This window comes from Oceanococcus sp. HetDA_MAG_MS8 (genome assembly GCA_019192445.1).
Lineage (GTDB): Bacteria > Pseudomonadota > Gammaproteobacteria > Nevskiales > Oceanococcaceae > MS8.
This window is the reverse complement of the sequence record JAHCMK010000001.1, coordinates 683783-702689: the sequence shown is the minus strand read 5'-3', so window position 1 is coordinate 702689 and position 18907 is coordinate 683783. Positions and strand designations below refer to the sequence as shown.

Below are 18907 nucleotides of genomic sequence, written 5' to 3'. Positions count from 1 at the left end.
CCGAGGAAGCGGTCGAACTCTTCTGGGTTCATAAATCCTCCAGTCGGCTAACACCCTAGCTCAGCGGCACTTGCGGGCGTGCGAGGATTGGCGTAGCCAAACGCAGCATGCTCGCAAGTGTCCGACTGCAGCGCCATGTTAGGTTGCCGCACTACTGCCTGCCTCCAATGCTCGTACGAATTCCGAAAAACCACGCTCTGAGATCGCGATGCTATTGAATTTGGCGCCGAGGCAGGTGCCTACAATTCCACGACCTCTATACGTAGTGTGGCCAAACTTATCTGTGCGCTTCGCTTTGATCACTAACCTTAGGAAATGGTAAAACGAATCCGCACCTCCACCAAGACGAATCTTTTGTGGAAGATCCCCGCTTACTACGGCTTCACAAAATGCCCTTAGTTCGCGAAGACTTCTTTCTGGGAGGGCTATAGGAATTTCCCAGATGCTATCTGATGGCTGAACGGCCAACCCAAGAACGCCCTCTGAGCGAGTGTCCGCCAGCTGGCAGACGTAGACCTGATAGGCATTAAAGCTACAGGTGCCGTAAGTGTGCTTTCGCTTGAGTCGGGGGCCTAACATTGAGATAGCAACCTAACACCTGAGCTCAGCGGCGCCATGCCCGCGTAGCGGGTTTGGCGTCCGACTGAAGCAATTTGTTAGGCGAACACCGCTGGTAACTTTCCATTTAATGACGCCCATGCCAACGCTGAAAAAGATGTAACCACAAAGCTCGTGACCTTCATTCCAAAAAAGGCCGTTGCCCGATAAAGTGAGTATGAGAAGCCAACACCCTCTGAACTAGCGGTGGCATAAAAAAGCTGTCGAAGTGATGCAATAGATGTAAAAATCAACGCTGCACCAATTGCGAATGTAGCAACAAAATAATTCAAAACCACATTACGCCCATAGTCAGTCAGGCCTCGCCAGAACTCCTGAAACCCAACGCTCTTTGAAAACTGGATGGCATCTAAAGGTGCGTACTTAGTAGCCATGCCGATCAGGCCAAAAAGCACCACACCGATTACAAGGATACCTCCCGCCCTCAGAGCATCGCTCTCTTGGAGTTGGTGCTGAATCAGTAGTACCACTAGCGACAGCAAAGCGATTAAAACAGAAGCTAGGCTTCCGATTTTCAGATAAAAGTAGACCTGCTCGTTGTAACGAAGCGTTGCCCAGATTAGTGCCGCCAATACACCTGCAGCGCCTACAATAATGGCAATTGCTTCCCCACCATCGTCAGAATTGTTTCCCCCTGTTCGATGATGGTAAGTGTGGTTTGTGACATTGTTCTGTACGTTGTTGTCGCCAACTTGCACTCCATCGCCATCTACTTGAACGTTTCTAAATTTGCTCATCAGTAGCCCCTCGCACGGCTGAAATTATCAGGTTCCCACGAGAGTTTATGAGGGGGGAGGCTCAAAACATGAGCCTGCGCTTCCTGGTCGCCTAACACCCTAGCTCAGCGGCACTTGCGAGCGGGCGAGGATTGGCGTAGCCAAACGCAGCCTGCTCGCAAGTGTCCGACTGAAGCGCATTGTTAGATGCCACTCTGTTCACTCCGGAGAAAAGAAGATCGGGTAATTGACACTGAGCGTGTGACTTTCGTGCCAAGCGTTTAGCCTCACTGACAACAGCAGATATCGCACTGCTTCAAGCAAAGCGGCAGGTGTGGAATGGCTCTCGATGACACAAACAGATCCAATCGCGCCGCTTGGGTGAACGCGCAGTTCATAGACAACCTTGTCAGCAAATGGGCCATGGACTGACTGGGCACCTTGGTATAAATCGTAAACAGCGTCTTTCTTAGTCGAGATCCCCTTTTGGATCGCCTCTAGTGCATCTACTGTCACTGCTTGACGTATCCCATTGCGTTCTGGACACCGGTTGTCCGCGAAAGCGCTTGGAGTAACGACGAAGAAAATGATGGGCATGACTAAATGAGCAGTCTTCGTAAGAAAGACACGCCGTTGCTCCAGTGATCTGAAGGGTATTTCGTATCTATTAACCAGATTTAGCCAACTCACATCACCTCCTTCCTAACCGCTGATGAGCCACTCCACGCACAGTCTATAACTGGCATCTAACGCCTGAGCTCAGCGGCGCCATGTCCGCGCAGCGGGTTTGGCGTCCGACTGAAGCAATTTGTTATGTGCGACCTCATGCGAAGCGCCTCCGCGATTATTGTTTGCCCCGACCTAAGCATACGCCGAACGTAGGGGACTTCAATGCCGTGGCACTGATGCGTGCCAACTAGTTCTAGTTTGCCGATGGCACTCTCCCTTGAAGTGCCCGGCCCATTAGCATGTACAGCCAAGCCACTCATTGCAGAACCTTTTGGACGAAGTGACCCTGTGACACGGCTAACGCTGGCTGGAAACCGGCAAGTGCGAGGGCTAAGCGAAAGTGCCCTGCCAAATGCCCAGGTAAGCCTTGTAGCGGGGAGATGTTTCACAAAAGGTTTCGGTGACTATTCAATCCTTTCGTGCAGTAAAGGCAACAGACGGCACGGCCATCTGGCTGAACAGAAGCGCCGGACCAATCAGCTAACACCTGGCCCACAAAAATAAAAACCACGTTTATTGATAAAGCACATAACGCCCACGTTCAGATGCATTTGAGGCGATGCCTGTTTTTGCGACAGCAAAAATGGGCAGCGGGTCAAATGTCACCTGCAACGTGTTGTTAGCCGCCCATGGCCGGATTGGCTTCCCTTCTTCTTTGAACAAGCCCGACAAGCTCGACAAGCATCTCATTGGCCTGCTCATAATCACCTTCAGGAAACTCGATAAAATCAATGTTATACGCCTCTTTATATGCGCTCTTTATCGAAGGATTCATGCCCGCGCCGATCAGAGCGTAGTGCGGATGAGAAGCCTTGTACGTGATGTTTGAGTTCTCCAGGAGCAATTGAATGTCCGGATCAGAAATACTGTAGCCAAGAAACAGAATAGTTTTCGTGAGAAACAGCGCATCCAAGACTCTATAAAAGTTCGGATAATGCTGCTTTTCCCGAAAATACTGAGAACGAGTTAGCACAATCTTCGAGGGGTCGCTAATACATCCGTGTGACTTGATGATCTGCCTAACAGGCGACCTTAAGTCGGAAACGAGATGCGTTTCGTAGTACTTGCAAACGTTGTAAAGACCGGGTTCGTCTCCGCTCTTGCAGTAGTTGTCATAGATCTCATCATAGTTGGTGGTTATTACGATTTTGGGGTCTAAATTGACAACGCTTTCGTGAATGCTCGACGGCTGAAATCTTGGCTCTGCCAATGCCTCACGGATCAGCGCCGAAAAATCCGCGGGGTTAATACTTCCGAATAACACCTCAGCGGCATCCAAGTACTTCTCTTTTTGTATCAAGCCCTCTGCAATCGGGATTGAGGCGGGGTCTCTGACAATGGCCTTTAGTGCTTCGAGCAATTGAGGCCAATTGGGAGGCGACTTTGGCGGATCGTCCCCATTGAGGCAGCCAGCCGATGCCCCCGCGCCCAGGAAAACCACACATCTTCTCGAAGCGAGTTCTTCAACAAGTGCTTTGGGCCACATTTAGTAGACCCAACCAAGGTTCATCGAAAGATGTCGGCAAATGTCTCCGAGAATGCTTTCGTACTGATCTCGTTGCTTTCCTTGAGAACCAACTAAGCCATCCTTCCCCTGCAGCTCAAAAAGCGGGCAAGATACTGATTGAGCGAGTGGAATCAAACTGTAGAGGTGCGGAACATCTCCCAATGAGAGTTGATTTTTTTCAATCGTTTCCGGCAAATACCCCCCCAAAGACCGAACTATCTCCTCAGGCACGTCATCAATAATTGCCTCGTATGCCTTGGTTGGCCGTCTAACGCCACCTTTTGACTTGGTGATGTACTGCTGCATGGTGTATCCGACGTATCCTCCAGAAATTGATAGCTGTGGAGAAATACCGAAGTCCGCGAGCCTGTTCGGAGAATTCTTTTCGCACAAAGCCAAGCCGTTCTCATATCTATCGACCCATGAGCCTAGCCACGATGAGATATTGCGAATTCCCAGGATACTGAAGATGTCGGTCCCCATTGGCGTCATGAAGTTATCGCAACCGATCAAGACACTTCTATTAATTGAGCCCAAACTTGGACCGAGATCATAGAGAACCAGATCGTATCTATCCTTGATGAGGTCCCGTAAAAACGTGTTCCAATTTGTTTTTCGGATGCCCCCGAGATCACCTCCCTGTAGATCGTGCCACGCGGCACCCAATCTATCTTCGATAATCGAAAATGACGGATGCCCAGGTATCAGATCGACACCAAATCGATTTTCAGAGCTTTTTATAGGAACAATCTTGTTTGAGATATTTGCGTCCCCATCCTCAATTGGTTGGAGGATGTTACTTATGGTAGTCGTCTGCTGGGCTTCATCGTCGGAGAAATACAGATTGGTTGCGAATTCCTCCCCCATAATCAATTGAGTAGCGTTGCACTGCGGATCGCAATCTACGATTAGTACGCGCTTCTCGAGCTTCTTGGCGATGTAGGCACCAGCGTTGCAAGTCAATGTCGTCTTGCCCACTCCACCCTTATTGTTAAACATTGCCAGCGTGATCATTTGCTGTCTCTCTTACGTTTGATATTTATGTGGGCGGCTAACACCCAATTCGACGCCAAACATGGGGTCTAATCCATGGCAGCTGTCGTGTAACACTGCCTAAAGCGATAGTAAGCCGCTTTGGAGCATCGCCAAGTTCCTGATAAATAGGTGTTTCCGCTGCGCGCGTCAGTTTTGAGTGCAGTGTAAAGAACCACACAAGGGTCTTTGGCATGGTCTGGCCCTCCCAGTCCGCGATTTATGTTTTTTGTGGTTATACGTGGGTTGGATGGGCGTCGCAACTTTGGCCTTGGGCGAGTCGGGCGGCTAGGGCGGAATGTGGTGTGAAGGGTGCCGTTGTTCGGCTGGCGGGATTTGGGGCGCTCTGCGTTCGAGCAGTGAGCCTATACTCGGGGGCGCAGGGCCGACGCGTGATGTGCCACCCTTGATTGGGCGGCAACCGGTTGGCCGATTCATGGAGGAGAGATTCGTATGACGAGTGTGCGCACCCGTTTGGTGGAGCAGGGGTTGCGGTTGTTGGTTCGCAGCGAGCCGGCTTCGGCTGAAGAAGCCGCGGTGAGGTTTCGGCGGGCGCTGCAGCGCTTGGTGGTGCCGACTATTCCGGTTTTTGGGGTGCGGCGGTCCGCCGTGCAGATGGGGGGCTTGGATTGCCTGGTGTTGGCACCTCGTTCACCCGTGAATACGCTGCTGTACTTGCATGGTGGGGGCTTTGTTGCGGGGCGGCCACAGACGTACATCAACATGGCGGCGCGGTTGGCGCGGCGTTTGAATGCGCGGGTGGTTCTGCCGGACTATCGTAAGGCGCCGGAGCATCCGTTCCCGGCGGGGCCAGACGATGTCCTAGCCGTGTACCGGCAATTACTGGAAGAGGGGCAGGATCCGCAGCGCTTGTTGGTGGGCGGTGACTCTGCCGGAGGTGGGTTGGCGCTGTCGGTGTTGATTGGTGCTCGGGATGCGGGCTTGCCGCAGCCGGCGGGGTGCATGGTGTTGTCTCCGGCGACCGACCAGTCTTGGTCGGGCGGTACACATGTGAGTAATGCTGATTCCGATCCCGTACTGAGCCCGCAGATGATTCAGCGCCTGCAGGATTGTTATGTGCCGGACCTGACTCAACGCACCGATCCGCGGGCGTCGCCGGCCCTGGCGGACTGGGACGGTTGTGCGCCTTTGATAGTGGTGGTGAGCCGTAGCGAATGCCTGTATGACGACAGCCTGCGGCTGGTGGCCAAGGCCAGGGAGGCTGGCGTAAACGTGACTTTGCATGAAGAAGGTGACCGCATGCATGTGTGGCCGATCATGGCGCCGCTGCTGCCGGAGTCGGTAACCACGCTGAAGTGGTTGGGCGATGCCATGGCTCAGCTGTTGCCGGCGCCTAGTCGCTGAGGCCGCTTGAACTGGGCACCCGCACTCCAATCGCTTTGTACTGTGGGTGGCCGTCGAGTCTGCCCAGGCTCAGGCTATGCGGTTCATCCCGTTTAACGCCGCCACCCGGTAGGCCTCGGCCATGGTGGGGTAGTTGAAGGTGGTGTTGATGAAGTAGTTCAGGTTGCCATCTTCGTGGGCCATCACGGCCTGGCCGATGTGTACAATTTCGGCGCTGCGGTCGCCAAAACAGTGGATGCCCAGCACTTTGCGGGTTTCCACATCGAAGATGAGCTTGAGCATGCCGGTCATTTCCCCGCTCATTTGGGCGCGGGCCAAATGTTTGAAGTAGGAGTAACCCACCTCGTAGGTCACCCCTTCGGCGGCTAGCTCTTGCTCGGTTTTGCCCACCGAGGATATCTCGGGGATGGTGTAAATGCCGGTGGGCATGAGACCGGTGAAGGGGTTACGCTCCTCGGGGTTGAGGATATGCGTGAGGGCGAAACGGCCCTGGTCATAAGCGCTGGAGGCGAGGGCGGGGTAGCCGATAATGTCGCCCACGGCGTAAATGTGCGGAACTTCGGTTTGGAAGTTCTCATTCACGCTGAGCTGGCCTCGGGAGTTGGCACTGAGGCCCAGCGCGGGCAGGTTCAGTGAATCGGAATTGCCGGTTCGGCCATTGGCCCAGAGCAGGGCATCGGATTTAAGCTTACGGCCACTCTTGAGGTGCAGCACCACGTCGCGCTCGCGGGCTTCCACATGCGAGAACTCTTCGTTGTGGCGAATAATCACGCCCTGGTCGCGCAGGTGGTAAGACAGCGCCTCGGTGATTTCTTCGTCCATAAAAGACAAGAGGCGGTTCTGGGTGTTAACCAGGTTCACCTTAATGCCCAGGTTGGCGAAGATGGAGGCGTACTCACAGCCAATCACTCCAGCTCCATAAATGGTGATAGAGCGCGGGTTTTCGCGGTACTTGAGCACCGAATCCGAATCCAGAATCCGGGGATGGCTAAAGTCCAGTCCTTCTGGGTGGTAGGGGCGTGAGCCCGTGGCAATGAGGAAGTGCTTGGCTTCGATTTCGTGCGTGACGCTGTCCAGCTTGCGCACCTGCACGGTATGCGGGTCCACAAAAGAGGCCTCGCCCTCAATGATGGGCACATGATTGCGCTCATAGGCCCGGTGGCGGGATGCCACTTGGGACTCAATCACCGTGACCGCGCTCTCCAGCAGCTGCGGATAGCTGATCTGAATTTCTTTGCGTAGATGGCGGACGAAGCGGTTGTTCTTGGCTTCGTTAAGCTGTTTGACGGAGTAGCGCAGGGCTTTGGAGGGAATGGTCCCCCAGTGGGTGCAGCCCCCGCCCACGTCCACATAACGATCAATAACTACAGTACTCAGGTGATTCTTTGCCGCCATCATGGCAGCACCTTCACCACCGGGACCGGTGCCTATGACGGCCACGTCCACACTCAATTTACGCACGGCGTTCATATCTTCCTTGTAGGCCGGAGCAAAGGAGGCGTGCACACAGTGCGACGCCTCCGTAAAGGCTTTTAGAAACTGTAGCCCAAACTGATGTATTCCAAATCATCGCTCATGCGCGTGTAGCGCAGTTCAATACGGCCGGAATCGCCGTAGCGGTAGCCAAGGCCCACGCCATAGGCAGTTTGGCTGCGCCCATCTTCGACCATTTCCGGAATGCTAGAGTCGATGTAGGCATAACCTACGCGGGCTGTACCAAAGAAGCGTGAGCTCCAACTACGGGGAGACTCTAGGCCTACGAAGATGCCGAAGGTGTTCACCAGCAAGTCTTCACTAGTGCGAGTGCCGCGGGAGGCCGAACTTCCACCGTTATCGTTGTTGCCATCGTCACCTCCGCCGCCCCCGATGATGGGGTCGAGAATGCCGCCTCCGCCATCATCGTTATTGTCTCCACCACCACCGAATACACCGCCAGCGGCGCCAGAATTTTCTCCTGCGATAATCGTGCTGGAGATCTCTAATCCTACGGAGAGAAACTCAAAGTCGGGGAAGCGAAAGCCGAACCCACCGCCGATATTGATGGCGGGATCTAAGTTGGCGTAATCGGCATCAGCTTGGGTGAAATAAAAAGAGGTGTAGGTGGGATCGTCAGCGTTGCGTTCACGGTTGTCATCGGGCGCAATCTGAGCCAAAGTTAATGGACTCAATAGCAAGGCCGGCAGCGCCAGCCAGTTTGTCAATTTCATTGTGTTCTCCAGTGCAGGCGAAGGGGGGATGTAAAGCCCGCGCCCCTTTAGGACGGTACCAAGGTCTCAAACAGCTGAGCAAACTGCTCTGCCACCTTGTGTTTGGGGGAGTAACGCACCAAAGGTTGATGCGCTTCATGCGATTCCTTAATTTTAACCGAGGCATTCAGCGCTGGTTCAAGCACCCTTAAGCCTTCCTCGCGCAACTGCTCTAGCATTTGCTTGGGCAGGCGGGCCTGAGGGTTGAACTGGTTCACGATAATGCCTTCAACGTTCAGGGCCTCGTTATGGTCGGCCTGAATTTCAGCGATGTTGTCCAGCAGCGTATACAAGGCCTGGCGGGCGAACTCATCGCAGTCAAAGGGAATGAGTACCTGGTCGGCGGCAATCAACGCGGCGCGGGAATAAAAATTCAAGGCCGGTGGGGTATCCATAAAGACCGCGTCGTACTCTCCCAGCTTATCCAGGGCTTGGCGCAGTTTGTAGACCTTCTGCCGAGCCTCCAATTTGGCTACCAGATGGTCCAGTTCGGCAGATGCAGGGGCGACATCAAGGTTGGGTATGGGTGAGGCAACCGTGCACTTATCCAGGCCGGAGTCGCCCAAGCCGAAGCGTAAGGTGCCATCAAAAAATTTGGCCACGTCGGTGTCATAGGGGGTGTCACCCAAAAGATGTTGGGTGGCGTTGCCCTGCACATCCAGATCGATGACTAGGGTTTTAAGGCCACGCTGAGCGGCCAATGCGGCAAGGTTGCAAACAATGGTGGTTTTACCCACGCCGCCTTTTTGATTGAACACCACGCGCCGCATGCTCTATGCCCTTTGCCGTTGTTGAATGCTGTGTTGCCGAAAGATCGGGATTGAGTTGGTATTGTGGCTAGCCCAAACCAAGGGATTTTGAAAGCCATGCTCCCCTCAGGGCCGACTATTCCATGTTCAAAACCAGCGCCACAGTAGCTTTACTGTAGCGCTGGCTGAATCGTGGAGCACTGAGCCAAACAGTGTCGAATGGCTCATCTGCACTTTAGGCCGCTAGTTGGCGGATGACGTATTGCAGAATACCGCCATGTTGGTAGTAATCCCACTCCTTGGGCGTATCTATACGCACCTTGGCCTGGAATTCCTGCGTGCTGCCATCCTCTTTGGTGGCTTTCACGGTCACCGTCTTAGCGCCTCGCTCTAGGCCGATAATGTCGAAGGACTCCGTGCCGTCCAGCCCTAGGCTCTCGGCGCTCTCGCCATCCACGAAATTCAAGGGCAAAACGCCCATGCCCACGAGGTTAGAGCGGTGAATGCGTTCGAAGGACTCGGTGATGACGGCTTTCACACCCAACAAAATCGTGCCTTTGGCCGCCCAGTCACGGGACGAGCCCGTGCCATATTCCTTGCCAGCCAGCACCACCAAGGGCGTACCCTCGTCGCGGTATTTCATGGCCGCGGTATAGATGGTCATCTGCTCGCCCGAGGGCTGATGCTTGGTCCAGCCCCCCTCGGTGCCAGGGGCTAATTGATTACGCAGGCGAATATTCGCAAAGGTGCCGCGCATCATCACCTCATGGTTGCCGCGACGCGACCCCAATGAGTTGAAGTCGGCCGCTTGCACACCTTTGGAGTTCAAGTACTGGCCAGCATCCGAGTCTGGCTTGATGGCGCCAGCCGGGGAGATATGGTCTGTGGTGATGGAGTCACCCAGTTTGGCCAGGCATCGTGCCCCGGAAATTGGAGTGACCTCGTCCAGATCCATGCTCATCCCCTCGAAGTAGGGCGGGTTTTGAACATAGGTGGAACTGTCATCCCACTCGTAGATTTTGCCTTCGGGGATGCTCAAGCCTTTCCAGCGCTCATCACCGGTGTACACGTCGCCATAGCGAGACTTGAACATGTCGGCGTTCAGGCTGGCTGCGACCGTATCGGCAATTTCGGCGTTGCTAGGCCATACATCTTTGAGGTAAACGGGTTGACCGTCGGCATCGGTGCCAATGGCTTCGCTTACCAAGTCTTTGTTCACGGTGCCAGCGAGAGCGTAGGCCACGACCAAGGGCGGCGAGGCCAGGAAGTTCATCTGCACATCGGCGTGCACCCGGCCTTCGAAGTTGCGGTTACCAGACAGCACTGAAGTGGCAATGAGATCGTTATCTTGGATGGCCTGTGAGATGGCCGGGTCCAGCGGGCCGGAGTTGCCAATGCAAGTGGTGCATCCATAGCCCACCACGTGGAAACCCAGCGCCTCTAGGTCATCCATGAGACCGGCTTTGATCAAATAGTCGGTGACCACCTGCGAGCCAGGTGCCAGCGAGGTCTTCACCCAGGGCTTCACTTTCAACCCACGAGCTACAGCATTGCGAGCAACCAGGCCAGCAGCAACTAGGACAGCGGGGTTAGATGTGTTGGTGCAGGAGGTGATGGCGGCAATCACCACATCACCGTCCGTTAGCGTGAACTGACCTTTTTCGGTTTTTACATCGGCGACGCCACGGGTGGTGGTTGCTCCTACAGCCGTATCACCACCTTCGTCTTCAAACCGTGCTTCTTCAGCAGACTTGGCATCGCGCTCGGCAATGAGAGTTTGGGAATGCTTGGCATAGCATGCCTGCATATCGCTGAGCAGAACTCGGTCCTGCGGACGTTTGGGGCCTGCTAATGAAGGTTGTACTGTGGACAGGTCGAGCTCGAGTACGGCGGTGTAATCGGCCTCGGCTTGGCCGTCTTCACGCCAGAGTTTGTTGGCTCTGGCGTAGGCTTCCACCAGTGCAAGCTCGTCTGGGTCGCGGCCGGTCAGTTCTAGGTAGCGAATGGTTTCGCCGTCCACCGGGAATATCCCGCATGTTGCTCCGTACTCCGGCGCCATATTGGCGATGGTGGCGCGGTCGGCCAGGGGTAGGTCGGCCAAGCCATCGCCGAAAAACTCTACAAACTTTCCAACCACGCCTTGTGCGCGCAGCATTTGCGTGACGGTGAGCACGAGGTCGGTGGCCGTGGCGCCTTCGGGCAATTTGCCGGTGAGCCTGAAGCCCACCACCTGCGGAATGAGCATGGTAACCGGCTGACCGAGCATGGCCGCCTCGGCTTCAATACCACCAACGCCCCAACCCAGAACGCCGATGCCATTGACCATGGTGGTGTGGGAGTCGGTTCCGACCACGGTGTCGGGGTAGGCCACGTTTCCGGATTCTTTGCCGAAGATCACCCGTGCTAGGTACTCGATATTGACCTGGTGGACGATGCCAGTGCCCGGTGGCACCACCTTGAAGTTATCGAAGGCCGTCTGGCCCCACCGCATGAAGCCGTAGCGCTCTTCATTGCGTTTAAATTCAATTTGCGCGTTGAGGTCCAAGGCATCCGGGGTGCCGGCCTTGTCCACTTGTACGGAATGGTCGATGACCAATTCAACGGGCACCTGAGGGTTTATCTTGGTGGCATCGCCGCCCAAGGCCTTCATGGCATCGCGCATAGCGGCGAGGTCAACCACGCAGGGCACTCCAGTGAAGTCCTGCAAGATGACTCGCGCCGGAGTAAAGGCAATTTCTTGCGTGGGTTCGGCTTTGGCCTCCCAATCCACCACGGCTTGAATATCGTCTTTGGTGATGTTGACGCCATCCTCGTGGCGCACCAAATTTTCCAGCAGAACTTTGAGCGAGTAGGGCAGCCGGTCAAGTTGGGCGTCGCTGGCAACGGCCCCCAGTCGGTAGTAGTCGTAGCTTTGATCGCCAACCTGGAGTTGGCTGCGTGCTTTGAAACTGTCCGTCATTGGGTGAGTTCTCCCGTGCTCAGTGGTCACAAGCTCAGATTGAGCGTGCGAAAAAATGTCTCAACTCCATTATACGGACATGCGTTGGCGGGCTTGCATTTGCTACCGCCGCCAAAATTGTGATTGCTCGGACTTTTGCCGCTTACCGCTGAATGAGGCGCCTGAGCTTGAGAAATCCGCCGGCAAAGCTAAGCCTCTATGCTAAGGATGCGTCGCCGCAATGGCCATGCAGGGCATGATCCCGAGATTGATGCATGCTAAGCAGCGCCTAGCGACGCGGCTCTGCTAGAGTTCTTAGCACCCCAGCTAGGGAGTGGTGGCCCCTTCGATGACGGCGCAGCCCAAGCAGACCCGTCCAGAGTAGATCACCGCATATTGGCCCTCGGCTGCCGCCCATACCGGCTCTTCGCTGTGCAAAAGCCAATGCTTAGGGGCCTTTTCCAGCCGGGCCCATTGCAGAGCTTGACGGTGGCGCACCCGGAACTGAACCTCGTCACCATTGGTTGGCGCCTCATTCACCCAATAGCTTTGTCCCAACCTGAGTTGGCGGTGGGTGAGCCTGGGGTCTTCGCGGTCCTGGCTGACGACCAAGGTGTTGGAACTGGTGCGTCTTTCAACCACGTACCAAGGCGCTTCGCGGGCGCCGGCGACGCCGCCTATACCTAGCCCAGAGCGCTGGCCCAGGGTGTAATAGGCCACGCCATCATGGGAGGCTATGCGGCGGCCATTGTCATCCACAATAGGGCCAGGCTGGCTGGCAATGTACTGTTGTAGGAAGCCGCGCATGGGCCGCTCACCGATGAAGCATACGCCGGTGGAATCCTTGCGCTGATGATTATGCAGCCCGCGCTCGGCCGCCATATCGCGCACTTGGGGCTTGGTGTAATCGCCCAGCGGGAAAAGCACATCACGCAGTGCCGACCCAGGAGTCGCAGCCAAGAAATAGGTCTGATCCTTGTTGGGGTCGGCGGCCTGGCAGAGCAGGCTTTTGTCCGCCAGATGTTCTATGCGGGCGTAGTGTCCGGTGGCAATATGCTGGGCACCCAGGGCACGGGCATGCTGGGCAAAATCGCCAAACTTTATTTCTCGGTTACAGAGCAGGTCAGGTGAGGGCGTGCGTCCAGCCTTGTACTCGGCGAGAAAATGCGCGAAGACTCGCTCTCTGTAGGCCGCTGAGAAGTCGGCTTTGTGCAACACGATGCCAAGTTGGTCTGCAACCGATTGCGCGCTGGCATAGTCCTCCGCGGCGCTGCAATAGGCATCATCTTCACTCCAGTTACGCATGAACAGGCCTTCAACATGATGGCCTTGCTCCAGCAATAACGCGGCGCTCACGGCAGAGTCCACTCCCCCGGACAACCCTACAATGACATGCGCTGACGACATTCGTGGGCTACCAGCCGGGGACTCGGCCTTTATAACTCAGCTGATACTGACCCTGACTGTTCGGCCGGCCCATGGTCTTAATTCCGTTAGTAATCATCGCGGGCGTATCCGGTGTGGGCTGTACGCTCAGCTCCAAGTTGTACTGCCCTTGTGGGTCGAGGCTGACATTGCCTTGGGCTTTGACCGTGGCGTCCTGATCGCGAATGGCGCCACGTAAAACGCCCGCGTCGTCAGTGGATAGGTCTGCTACAAACTCACCGAGGTCGAGTGCAGGTTTCAGCAGGGTCCATTGCATGTTCCTAAGGCGCACTGTGCCCTGCAGTTGTTTGAGCTGTGGTCGAGGGTCGGCGATATCCAACTGCGCAGTGTCAATATCTAACAGCACCTCTCCGTTGACTGGACTGAAGCGGAGCTTTGTGAGCTTCATGCAGTCACTAATGCCACAGCTCAGATGAAGGTCCTGGAACCGCACTTTGCCTGTGCCGAGCAGGGAGGCATTGACTTTGCCATGAGCGCGTCGCAAGCCGAGCAGCTCTCCATTAAAACGCAAACTTCCTCTGCCAAGGAGTAGGCCTAATGGATCCAGTTGCCAAAAAACAGGTTGCAGCATCACCTGATTATTTATGGCAAGACTTTCTGCTTTGCCGCTGAGCAAACGGCCCTGCGGTGAAACCACTTCAACGTTGTTCGGAATGGCGTTTTGTACTAATCCGAACACTTTGTTTGCGGGTGCGAAGAGCACCAAACCGGAGATGAAGCCCAAGAAAACGATCAGGCACCCGAGAGCGATACGCATTAGGAACGCTCCAAAGTCATACGCGCATCACCAGTACCCGAGGCTTTGCCACGGTCCAAGCTGAAATTACTCACTCGAATCCCATGTTGGTCATGCAAGGTTTGGATCCACTGCAAGATGCTGCTCAGTGGCGCATTCTCAATCCAGACCTGCACCGTTTTGTCTCCCTCTGGCTGAATGCGGTTGACCCGCGAGCCCAGGCCGCTGCTCTTGGCACTCTGATCCACCGTGGCCAACATAGAACGGTTGCTAGATCGGCTGCCGCCGCTACGGGGCAGGCTAGCAACACGAGGCTGTATTTCGCGCAGCCATGTGGCGAGTTCACGGGCTTCATTGCGGGCAGCCAAGTTGCGCTGCAAGCTGGCGTAGGCTGGCTCCCAGGCGAATAAATAGACGAGCAACAGCAGCAAGACGCCGCCGCCGGCCGCAAGAATGGCCTGCTCTCTGGGCGCGCGCTGTAACCACCAATCCAGCATCAGGCTTTCTCCAACTTCAGGCGAATTTGCACGCCATCGCTACCCGCCTGAGCCGATTGCACGTCCAGCCGTAGTGAGGGATTCGACTCCAGAGCGTTTCTTAAGCTCTCCAGGGCTTGGAGGTCTTTGCCAGTCAGGCTCAAGTAAAGCGCGCCACCTCGATATTGCACCGTTTGCAGCTCTAGAGATGGAGCCCTGGCCAACCCGGTAGCGCTAGCATCCATGAGCTCCAGCACCGGGCTGCCGCCTGATCCACTAGCCTGTGCTAAATATTGCGAGGCCTGTAGGCGCATATCTACGATGCGCTGCTCTTGGGGGAAAAGTTGCCTAAAAATGGACTCTGCCTCGGCATAGGCGGCGTCGGTTTGCTCGGCGAATTGTTGTGCACCGCCAATCACAGTGGCCAAATGCATGAGCAGCGCCGCAGCAGCCAAACCCGCCGGCCAACGCCAGGCCTTGAGCCAGCCGAACTGATTGTTCTTGGGCGCAAAGGCTCCTTGCAGCAAACTAGCTTTGCGCAGCACATCCAGCTTGAGGGGTAAGTCCAGAATGTCCGCTGCGTCTAGGCGCCGCCCTAAGCTCAGCCCCTGCGGAGGGGATGCGCCAGCAATGCTAATGAAACTGATGCCAACATCAGTTTCGTCGCCGTCCTGGGCCTCTTCTTGGAGCTGGTTGGCGTGAACAGCTGCCGGTGGCAGGCTGCCAACCAAACCCTGTGCGGTTTGAATATGTGCCTGCTCTGGGGTGGCCAACAAGATGGCTCCAGACTGTTGTTCAGCGACCATCAGCCCCACATGCTCGGGGACAACACTGACGATGTCGGCTGGCTCTAGTTGTTGAATGCGCTCAAGTTGCTGGGCCAGCCAGTCCCGCCGCACCACATACACACCTGAGCGCCCATGCACTTGTGGAGCCATGGCGAAGTGCAGGGTGTCCACGTCTTCAGCCAGCGCGTCTTCTAAAGCATAGGGCGCGGCGGCGAGAAGCTTAGTGCCGCGCAAGGGAAGCTCAAGAGGATGGCGAGCAATATTTTGCCCGGGCAGCATGACGATAAGGCGCTGGCCCTTGAGAGCGTTACGCGCATCGTCCAGCGTGCCTTTATGCACCTTGGCTTGCTGTTCTGGTGCAGGTTGTAGCGTCTTCCAGAACCAATGACTTTCGTCTGCGCCCAGACGGACTAAAAACAGCTCAGACACGGTGTTCGGCGCTCCAACTAGGGTCGACCAAGGTAAAGCCCTTCATTCTATCGCCTTTGCTTGTGTGACAGGTGTGGTTGGCTACGCTCACTACAAGGGCGCCCGGCTGCGGGCAACCACGCGGGCTTTATTATCCGATCCGCGCTGGATACGACTCACCAGTTCTAACCGAACCCCATCTATGTCGGCGGTGCCGCGGGCCTCAAACCACTCCGACGTCACACTCAGTCCACTGGCCAGTGCGCGACCCGCGAAGGCAGGTTCTGCGGAAAAAGCTTGCGCATCTTCCCAGGGTTGGTTTTGGCGCTGCACCAGTAAACCTTCGATTTCGGCAGGAGACACCCCAGCGGCCAGGCTTTGCAAAACCGCCGGGGTTGCGGTGTTGACATTAATACTGAGATTGGTGGTGGGCAGTACTGCAACATGGGGCAGCAAGGCCGCGTAAATTTCAGGCGTGACTCCAGCGATTGCGCGCAGCTCGGTGACGCTGGTCAGCAGTTGGTTGGCGGCCCGGCGCGGAGGCGTCATGCCCATGTAGGTTTCGTCTTCGGCCCCGCCTGGAAAGCGTGGGTTAGCGTCCGCGTCCACCCAGTCTGCGATTTTGCTGCCCAAGTCCGCAATGGGTTGGTTGCGTAGCTCAGGAATCGCCTGCAGCAGGCGGTTAAAGATTTCCATCTCTTCGGCAGGGGCCGGAGTGCCAGGCGCTTGATTAGGATTTTGGTTCAGGGGCTTGCCCAGGCTGTTGAGGTTGAATCGGCCATTAAGGTCCACCAATTGCCCGGAAAGCACCCCCTCATCCACCGGCAAGAAATCAATGGTCTGAGCCCAGGGCTCGTTGAGATTATCGACCTGATTAGCCTCGGCATCTCGCCGTAGGATGGTGCCGGCCCATTCCTCTAGGCCGACCAAGTACCACCATGCCGCGTCGATGCTACGCATGTTGGCAGCGCGGTGAATACTTAAGTTCTGGGTGACCATTAGCCCGGCCACCAGGGTGCTGGCCAAGGCAACCACCATGACGGCCGTGAGCAAGGCTACGCCTTGCTGGCGCTGGGTCGAAGGCAGCATCGTCATGCTCCGCTCAGTCCAAACAGCAGCCGAACCTCGCCGTAATGCTCGGTAATGAGTACCACCTCTACGGCGCGCGGCAGGCCAGCCTGCAACGGATCCTGAATACTGAGAGGCGGCCACTGAGGTTGCCAAGCATCAGCGTTGCCTGCATTGCCTTGGGTGCCCAAAAACCGCACGGCCCATTCGCGAACCCCTTCGATGACGGGATAGGCCAAGCCTTCATCCCCTTGAGTGCGTTCGGTATTTGTCCAGACGCGCCGAAACAATGCGTCGTCCTGCAGGATGTACTCCACACGCTCAAGACCACTGCGCGGCTGCTGCAATGGGTTACGACGGCCGGCACGGGTCCACTCCAGTCCGCCACGAGGGTTGAGATAGAGCGAGGGCTGAAAATCTCCAAAGTCATCGCGTACGGGGCGATTCACCGCCGATTCCAAGTCGGCGCGCAGGCGGTACACCCCTTTTTGCCACTGGGTCATGCGCTCTTGCGCAGCGCCCACCCCTTGGCGGACGCGAATGATTGAGTTCAGGCCGCCATAGGCCATAACAGAGAGCAGGGCAAAGATGGATAGGGCCGCAACTAGCTCAATGAGCGTGAAGCCGGTTTGTGAGCGCAAGCCTTGGTCCCGCTTCATGGCCCAAACCTCGAAGGTAAGCCGTTGTTTTGTGTGGGTGAGTTCTGCCCAGGCGTGTTCGGAACATTGGCCAAAGGAGCCGCAGGCTCTGCAAGAAAGGCCGACCGGGTCACTAGCCATCCTTCTTCCTCGCGACGATGGCGGACGCGAATGGTCACCCGCCGAATGAAGGGATCCGGCGTTTCTTCCACCTCACGCTCCACTTCCCATTCCTGTTCGGCGAGTACCGCGAAGTCCTCGCGGCGGCCGGTTCCAGGCCAGGTCGGCTCGAGGAAGGTTTCCACCATACGGTTGTGGGCAAGCCAGCCTGCCAGCATGCGATCTTCCAGGCCGCGTGTGCTGGAGCTGTAAAAACTGGCGGCTGACAATGATGCGCCCATAGCCAAGGCCAGCACCGCCAAAGCGGCAAGCACCTCGATAAGGGTAAAGCCCTGATTGACGCCAACCCGAGTCCTCATGTGTCGACTCGTTCCCGGCGCATTTGAATTAAACCGTCAATGCGGCCTTGGATGCGATATAGATCGTCGGCGCCGGGCGCACTCAGCTCCAACTCAAAGGGAGTGACCTCACCACTGGACAAGAACAATACTGCCGGAAGCTGTTCATCTTCATCGGCTGTTTGTCCCAAATTGCCCAGACTGGCTTGGGAAATAGTCAGCCGGGCAGGGATTTCGAAGCGATGCGCACGCAAGGGCGAGCGCTGGCGCTCGATAGGCACCCAGTTCGGGTCGCCAGGGACGACGAAGACATAACCTTCTGGTAGCAGCTGCAGACCGATCTCCGTCGTGGTGAAGATGGCGTCTTCGCCGGCGATTTGCAGAACCTGTTGTAGTCGCCGCGCTTCTTGCTGAAGTTGGTCATCCAAGGAGCGTCCTCCTAAAGAGAGGGACGCAAAGCCCAAAATAACCCCGATGATGAAAACAACAACCAGGACTTCAATAAGCGTAAAGGCGCGCTGCCGCGCCTTGAGTCCAGGCCGCATTAGCGCGGGTTTTCGCCCCAGTTGCCAATATCCGCTGCGGCTTCAACTCCCCCTGGGCGGCCATCAGCGCCAAGCGAGTAAATATCGACTTCGCCGCGTACGCCAGGGCTCAGGTATTGGTAGTCATTGCCCCAGGGGTCTTTAGGCAAGGTTTTGACGTAGCCACCACTTTTCCAATTCCGCGCGGGTGGGTCACCGGATGGTTGACGCACCAGCGCATCCAAACCCTGTTGGGTGCTGGGGTAGTTGAAGTTGTCCAGCCGGTACAGCTCCAGCGCGCTTTCTAAGGCGCGGATATCCTGTTTGGCTTTCGTGATCCGCGCTTCATCGGGGCGACCCATGATGCGCGGAACGACGGCTGCGGCCAGAATGGCCAAGATCACGACCACCACCATGATTTCGATCAAGGTGAAGCCAGATTGTGAACGCTGTGAGTGCGACATA

The 18907-nt window shown here is 56.2% G+C and carries 18 protein-coding genes; 1 reads left to right on the top strand and 17 read right to left on the bottom strand.

The features are described 5' to 3' along the window. Nucleotides 1-656: 656 nt before the first annotated feature. The 4 genes from KI787_02905 to KI787_02890 all read right to left on the bottom strand — a co-directional run bounded on the left by KI787_02905 (nt 657) and on the right by KI787_02890 (nt 4584). Nucleotides 657-1355 (bottom strand): hypothetical protein, encoded by a 699-nt coding sequence (locus tag KI787_02905; GenBank protein ID MBV6628880.1) that lies wholly within the window; start codon nt 1353-1355, stop codon nt 657-659. A gap of 198 nt (nt 1356-1553) precedes the next feature. Then, on the bottom strand, nt 1554-2024 hold the full coding sequence (locus tag KI787_02900) for a hypothetical protein (protein ID MBV6628879.1): 471 nt from the start codon (nt 2022-2024) through the stop codon (nt 1554-1556). A 658-nt stretch (nt 2025-2682) separates the two neighbouring features. Next, nucleotides 2683-3549 carry an SIR2 family protein gene (locus KI787_02895; protein ID MBV6628878.1) on the bottom strand — a complete coding sequence of 289 codons (867 nt, stop codon included), beginning with the start codon at nt 3547-3549 and terminating at the stop codon, nt 2683-2685. Then, nucleotides 3550-4584, bottom strand: coding sequence for a ParA family protein (locus KI787_02890; protein MBV6628877.1), 1035 nt, complete (start codon nt 4582-4584; stop codon nt 3550-3552). Between the two features lie 471 nt (nt 4585-5055). On the opposite strand from KI787_02890, the gene KI787_02885 reads away from it, so the two are divergent. Next, complete coding sequence (locus tag KI787_02885) at nt 5056-5967, top strand: alpha/beta hydrolase (protein MBV6628876.1); 912 nt, start codon at nt 5056-5058, stop codon at nt 5965-5967. Between the two features lie 69 nt (nt 5968-6036). Here the strand turns inward: KI787_02885 and sthA are convergent, their stop codons facing one another. The 13 genes from sthA to gspG all read right to left on the bottom strand — a co-directional run bounded on the left by sthA (nt 6037) and on the right by gspG (nt 18906). Then, complete coding sequence (gene sthA, locus KI787_02880) at nt 6037-7437, bottom strand: Si-specific NAD(P)(+) transhydrogenase (protein MBV6628875.1); 1401 nt, start codon at nt 7435-7437, stop codon at nt 6037-6039. Between the two features lie 62 nt (nt 7438-7499). Next, on the bottom strand, nt 7500-8174 hold the full coding sequence (locus KI787_02875) for a hypothetical protein (GenBank protein MBV6628874.1): 675 nt from the start codon (nt 8172-8174) through the stop codon (nt 7500-7502). A gap of 47 nt (nt 8175-8221) precedes the next feature. Next, nucleotides 8222-8983, bottom strand: a complete 762-nt coding sequence (locus KI787_02870) for a ParA family protein (protein ID MBV6628873.1) — start codon at nt 8981-8983, stop codon at nt 8222-8224. Nucleotides 8984-9197: 214 nt separating this feature from the next. Then, complete coding sequence (gene acnA, locus KI787_02865) at nt 9198-11921, bottom strand: aconitate hydratase AcnA (GenBank protein ID MBV6628872.1); 2724 nt, start codon at nt 11919-11921, stop codon at nt 9198-9200. A gap of 306 nt (nt 11922-12227) precedes the next feature. Next, nucleotides 12228-13307 (bottom strand): tRNA 2-thiouridine(34) synthase MnmA, encoded by a 1080-nt coding sequence (gene mnmA / locus KI787_02860; GenBank protein ID MBV6628871.1) that lies wholly within the window; start codon nt 13305-13307, stop codon nt 12228-12230. Between the two features lie 7 nt (nt 13308-13314). Continuing rightward, a complete protein-coding gene (gene gspN, locus KI787_02855; protein ID MBV6628870.1) occupies nt 13315-14103 on the bottom strand; it encodes a type II secretion system protein N in 789 nt (262 codons plus the stop codon). Next, nucleotides 14103-14579, bottom strand: coding sequence for a type II secretion system protein M (locus KI787_02850; GenBank protein MBV6628869.1), 477 nt, complete (start codon nt 14577-14579; stop codon nt 14103-14105). Before KI787_02850 ends, gspN begins: the two co-directional genes overlap by 1 nt. Then, on the bottom strand, nt 14579-15775 hold the full coding sequence (locus KI787_02845; protein MBV6628868.1) for a hypothetical protein: 1197 nt from the start codon (nt 15773-15775) through the stop codon (nt 14579-14581). Before KI787_02845 ends, KI787_02850 begins: the two co-directional genes overlap by 1 nt. 90 nt (nt 15776-15865) lie before the next feature. Further along, a complete protein-coding gene (gene gspK, locus KI787_02840; protein ID MBV6628867.1) occupies nt 15866-16849 on the bottom strand; it encodes a type II secretion system minor pseudopilin GspK in 984 nt (327 codons plus the stop codon). Continuing rightward, nucleotides 16846-17481, bottom strand: coding sequence for a type II secretion system minor pseudopilin GspJ (gene gspJ / locus KI787_02835; GenBank protein ID MBV6628866.1), 636 nt, complete (start codon nt 17479-17481; stop codon nt 16846-16848). Before gspJ ends, gspK begins: the two co-directional genes overlap by 4 nt. Further along, nucleotides 17478-17939, bottom strand: coding sequence for a type II secretion system minor pseudopilin GspI (gspI, locus tag KI787_02830; GenBank protein MBV6628865.1), 462 nt, complete (start codon nt 17937-17939; stop codon nt 17478-17480). The genes gspJ and gspI overlap by 4 nt, the downstream gene beginning before the upstream one ends. Further along, a complete protein-coding gene (gspH, locus tag KI787_02825) occupies nt 17936-18463 on the bottom strand; it encodes a type II secretion system minor pseudopilin GspH (protein MBV6628864.1) in 528 nt (175 codons plus the stop codon). The genes gspI and gspH overlap by 4 nt, the downstream gene beginning before the upstream one ends. After that, entirely contained in the window at nt 18463-18906 is a 444-nt protein-coding gene (gene gspG, locus KI787_02820; GenBank protein MBV6628863.1) for a type II secretion system major pseudopilin GspG, read from the bottom strand. The genes gspH and gspG overlap by 1 nt, the downstream gene beginning before the upstream one ends. Nucleotide 18907: the final 1 nt, after the last annotated feature.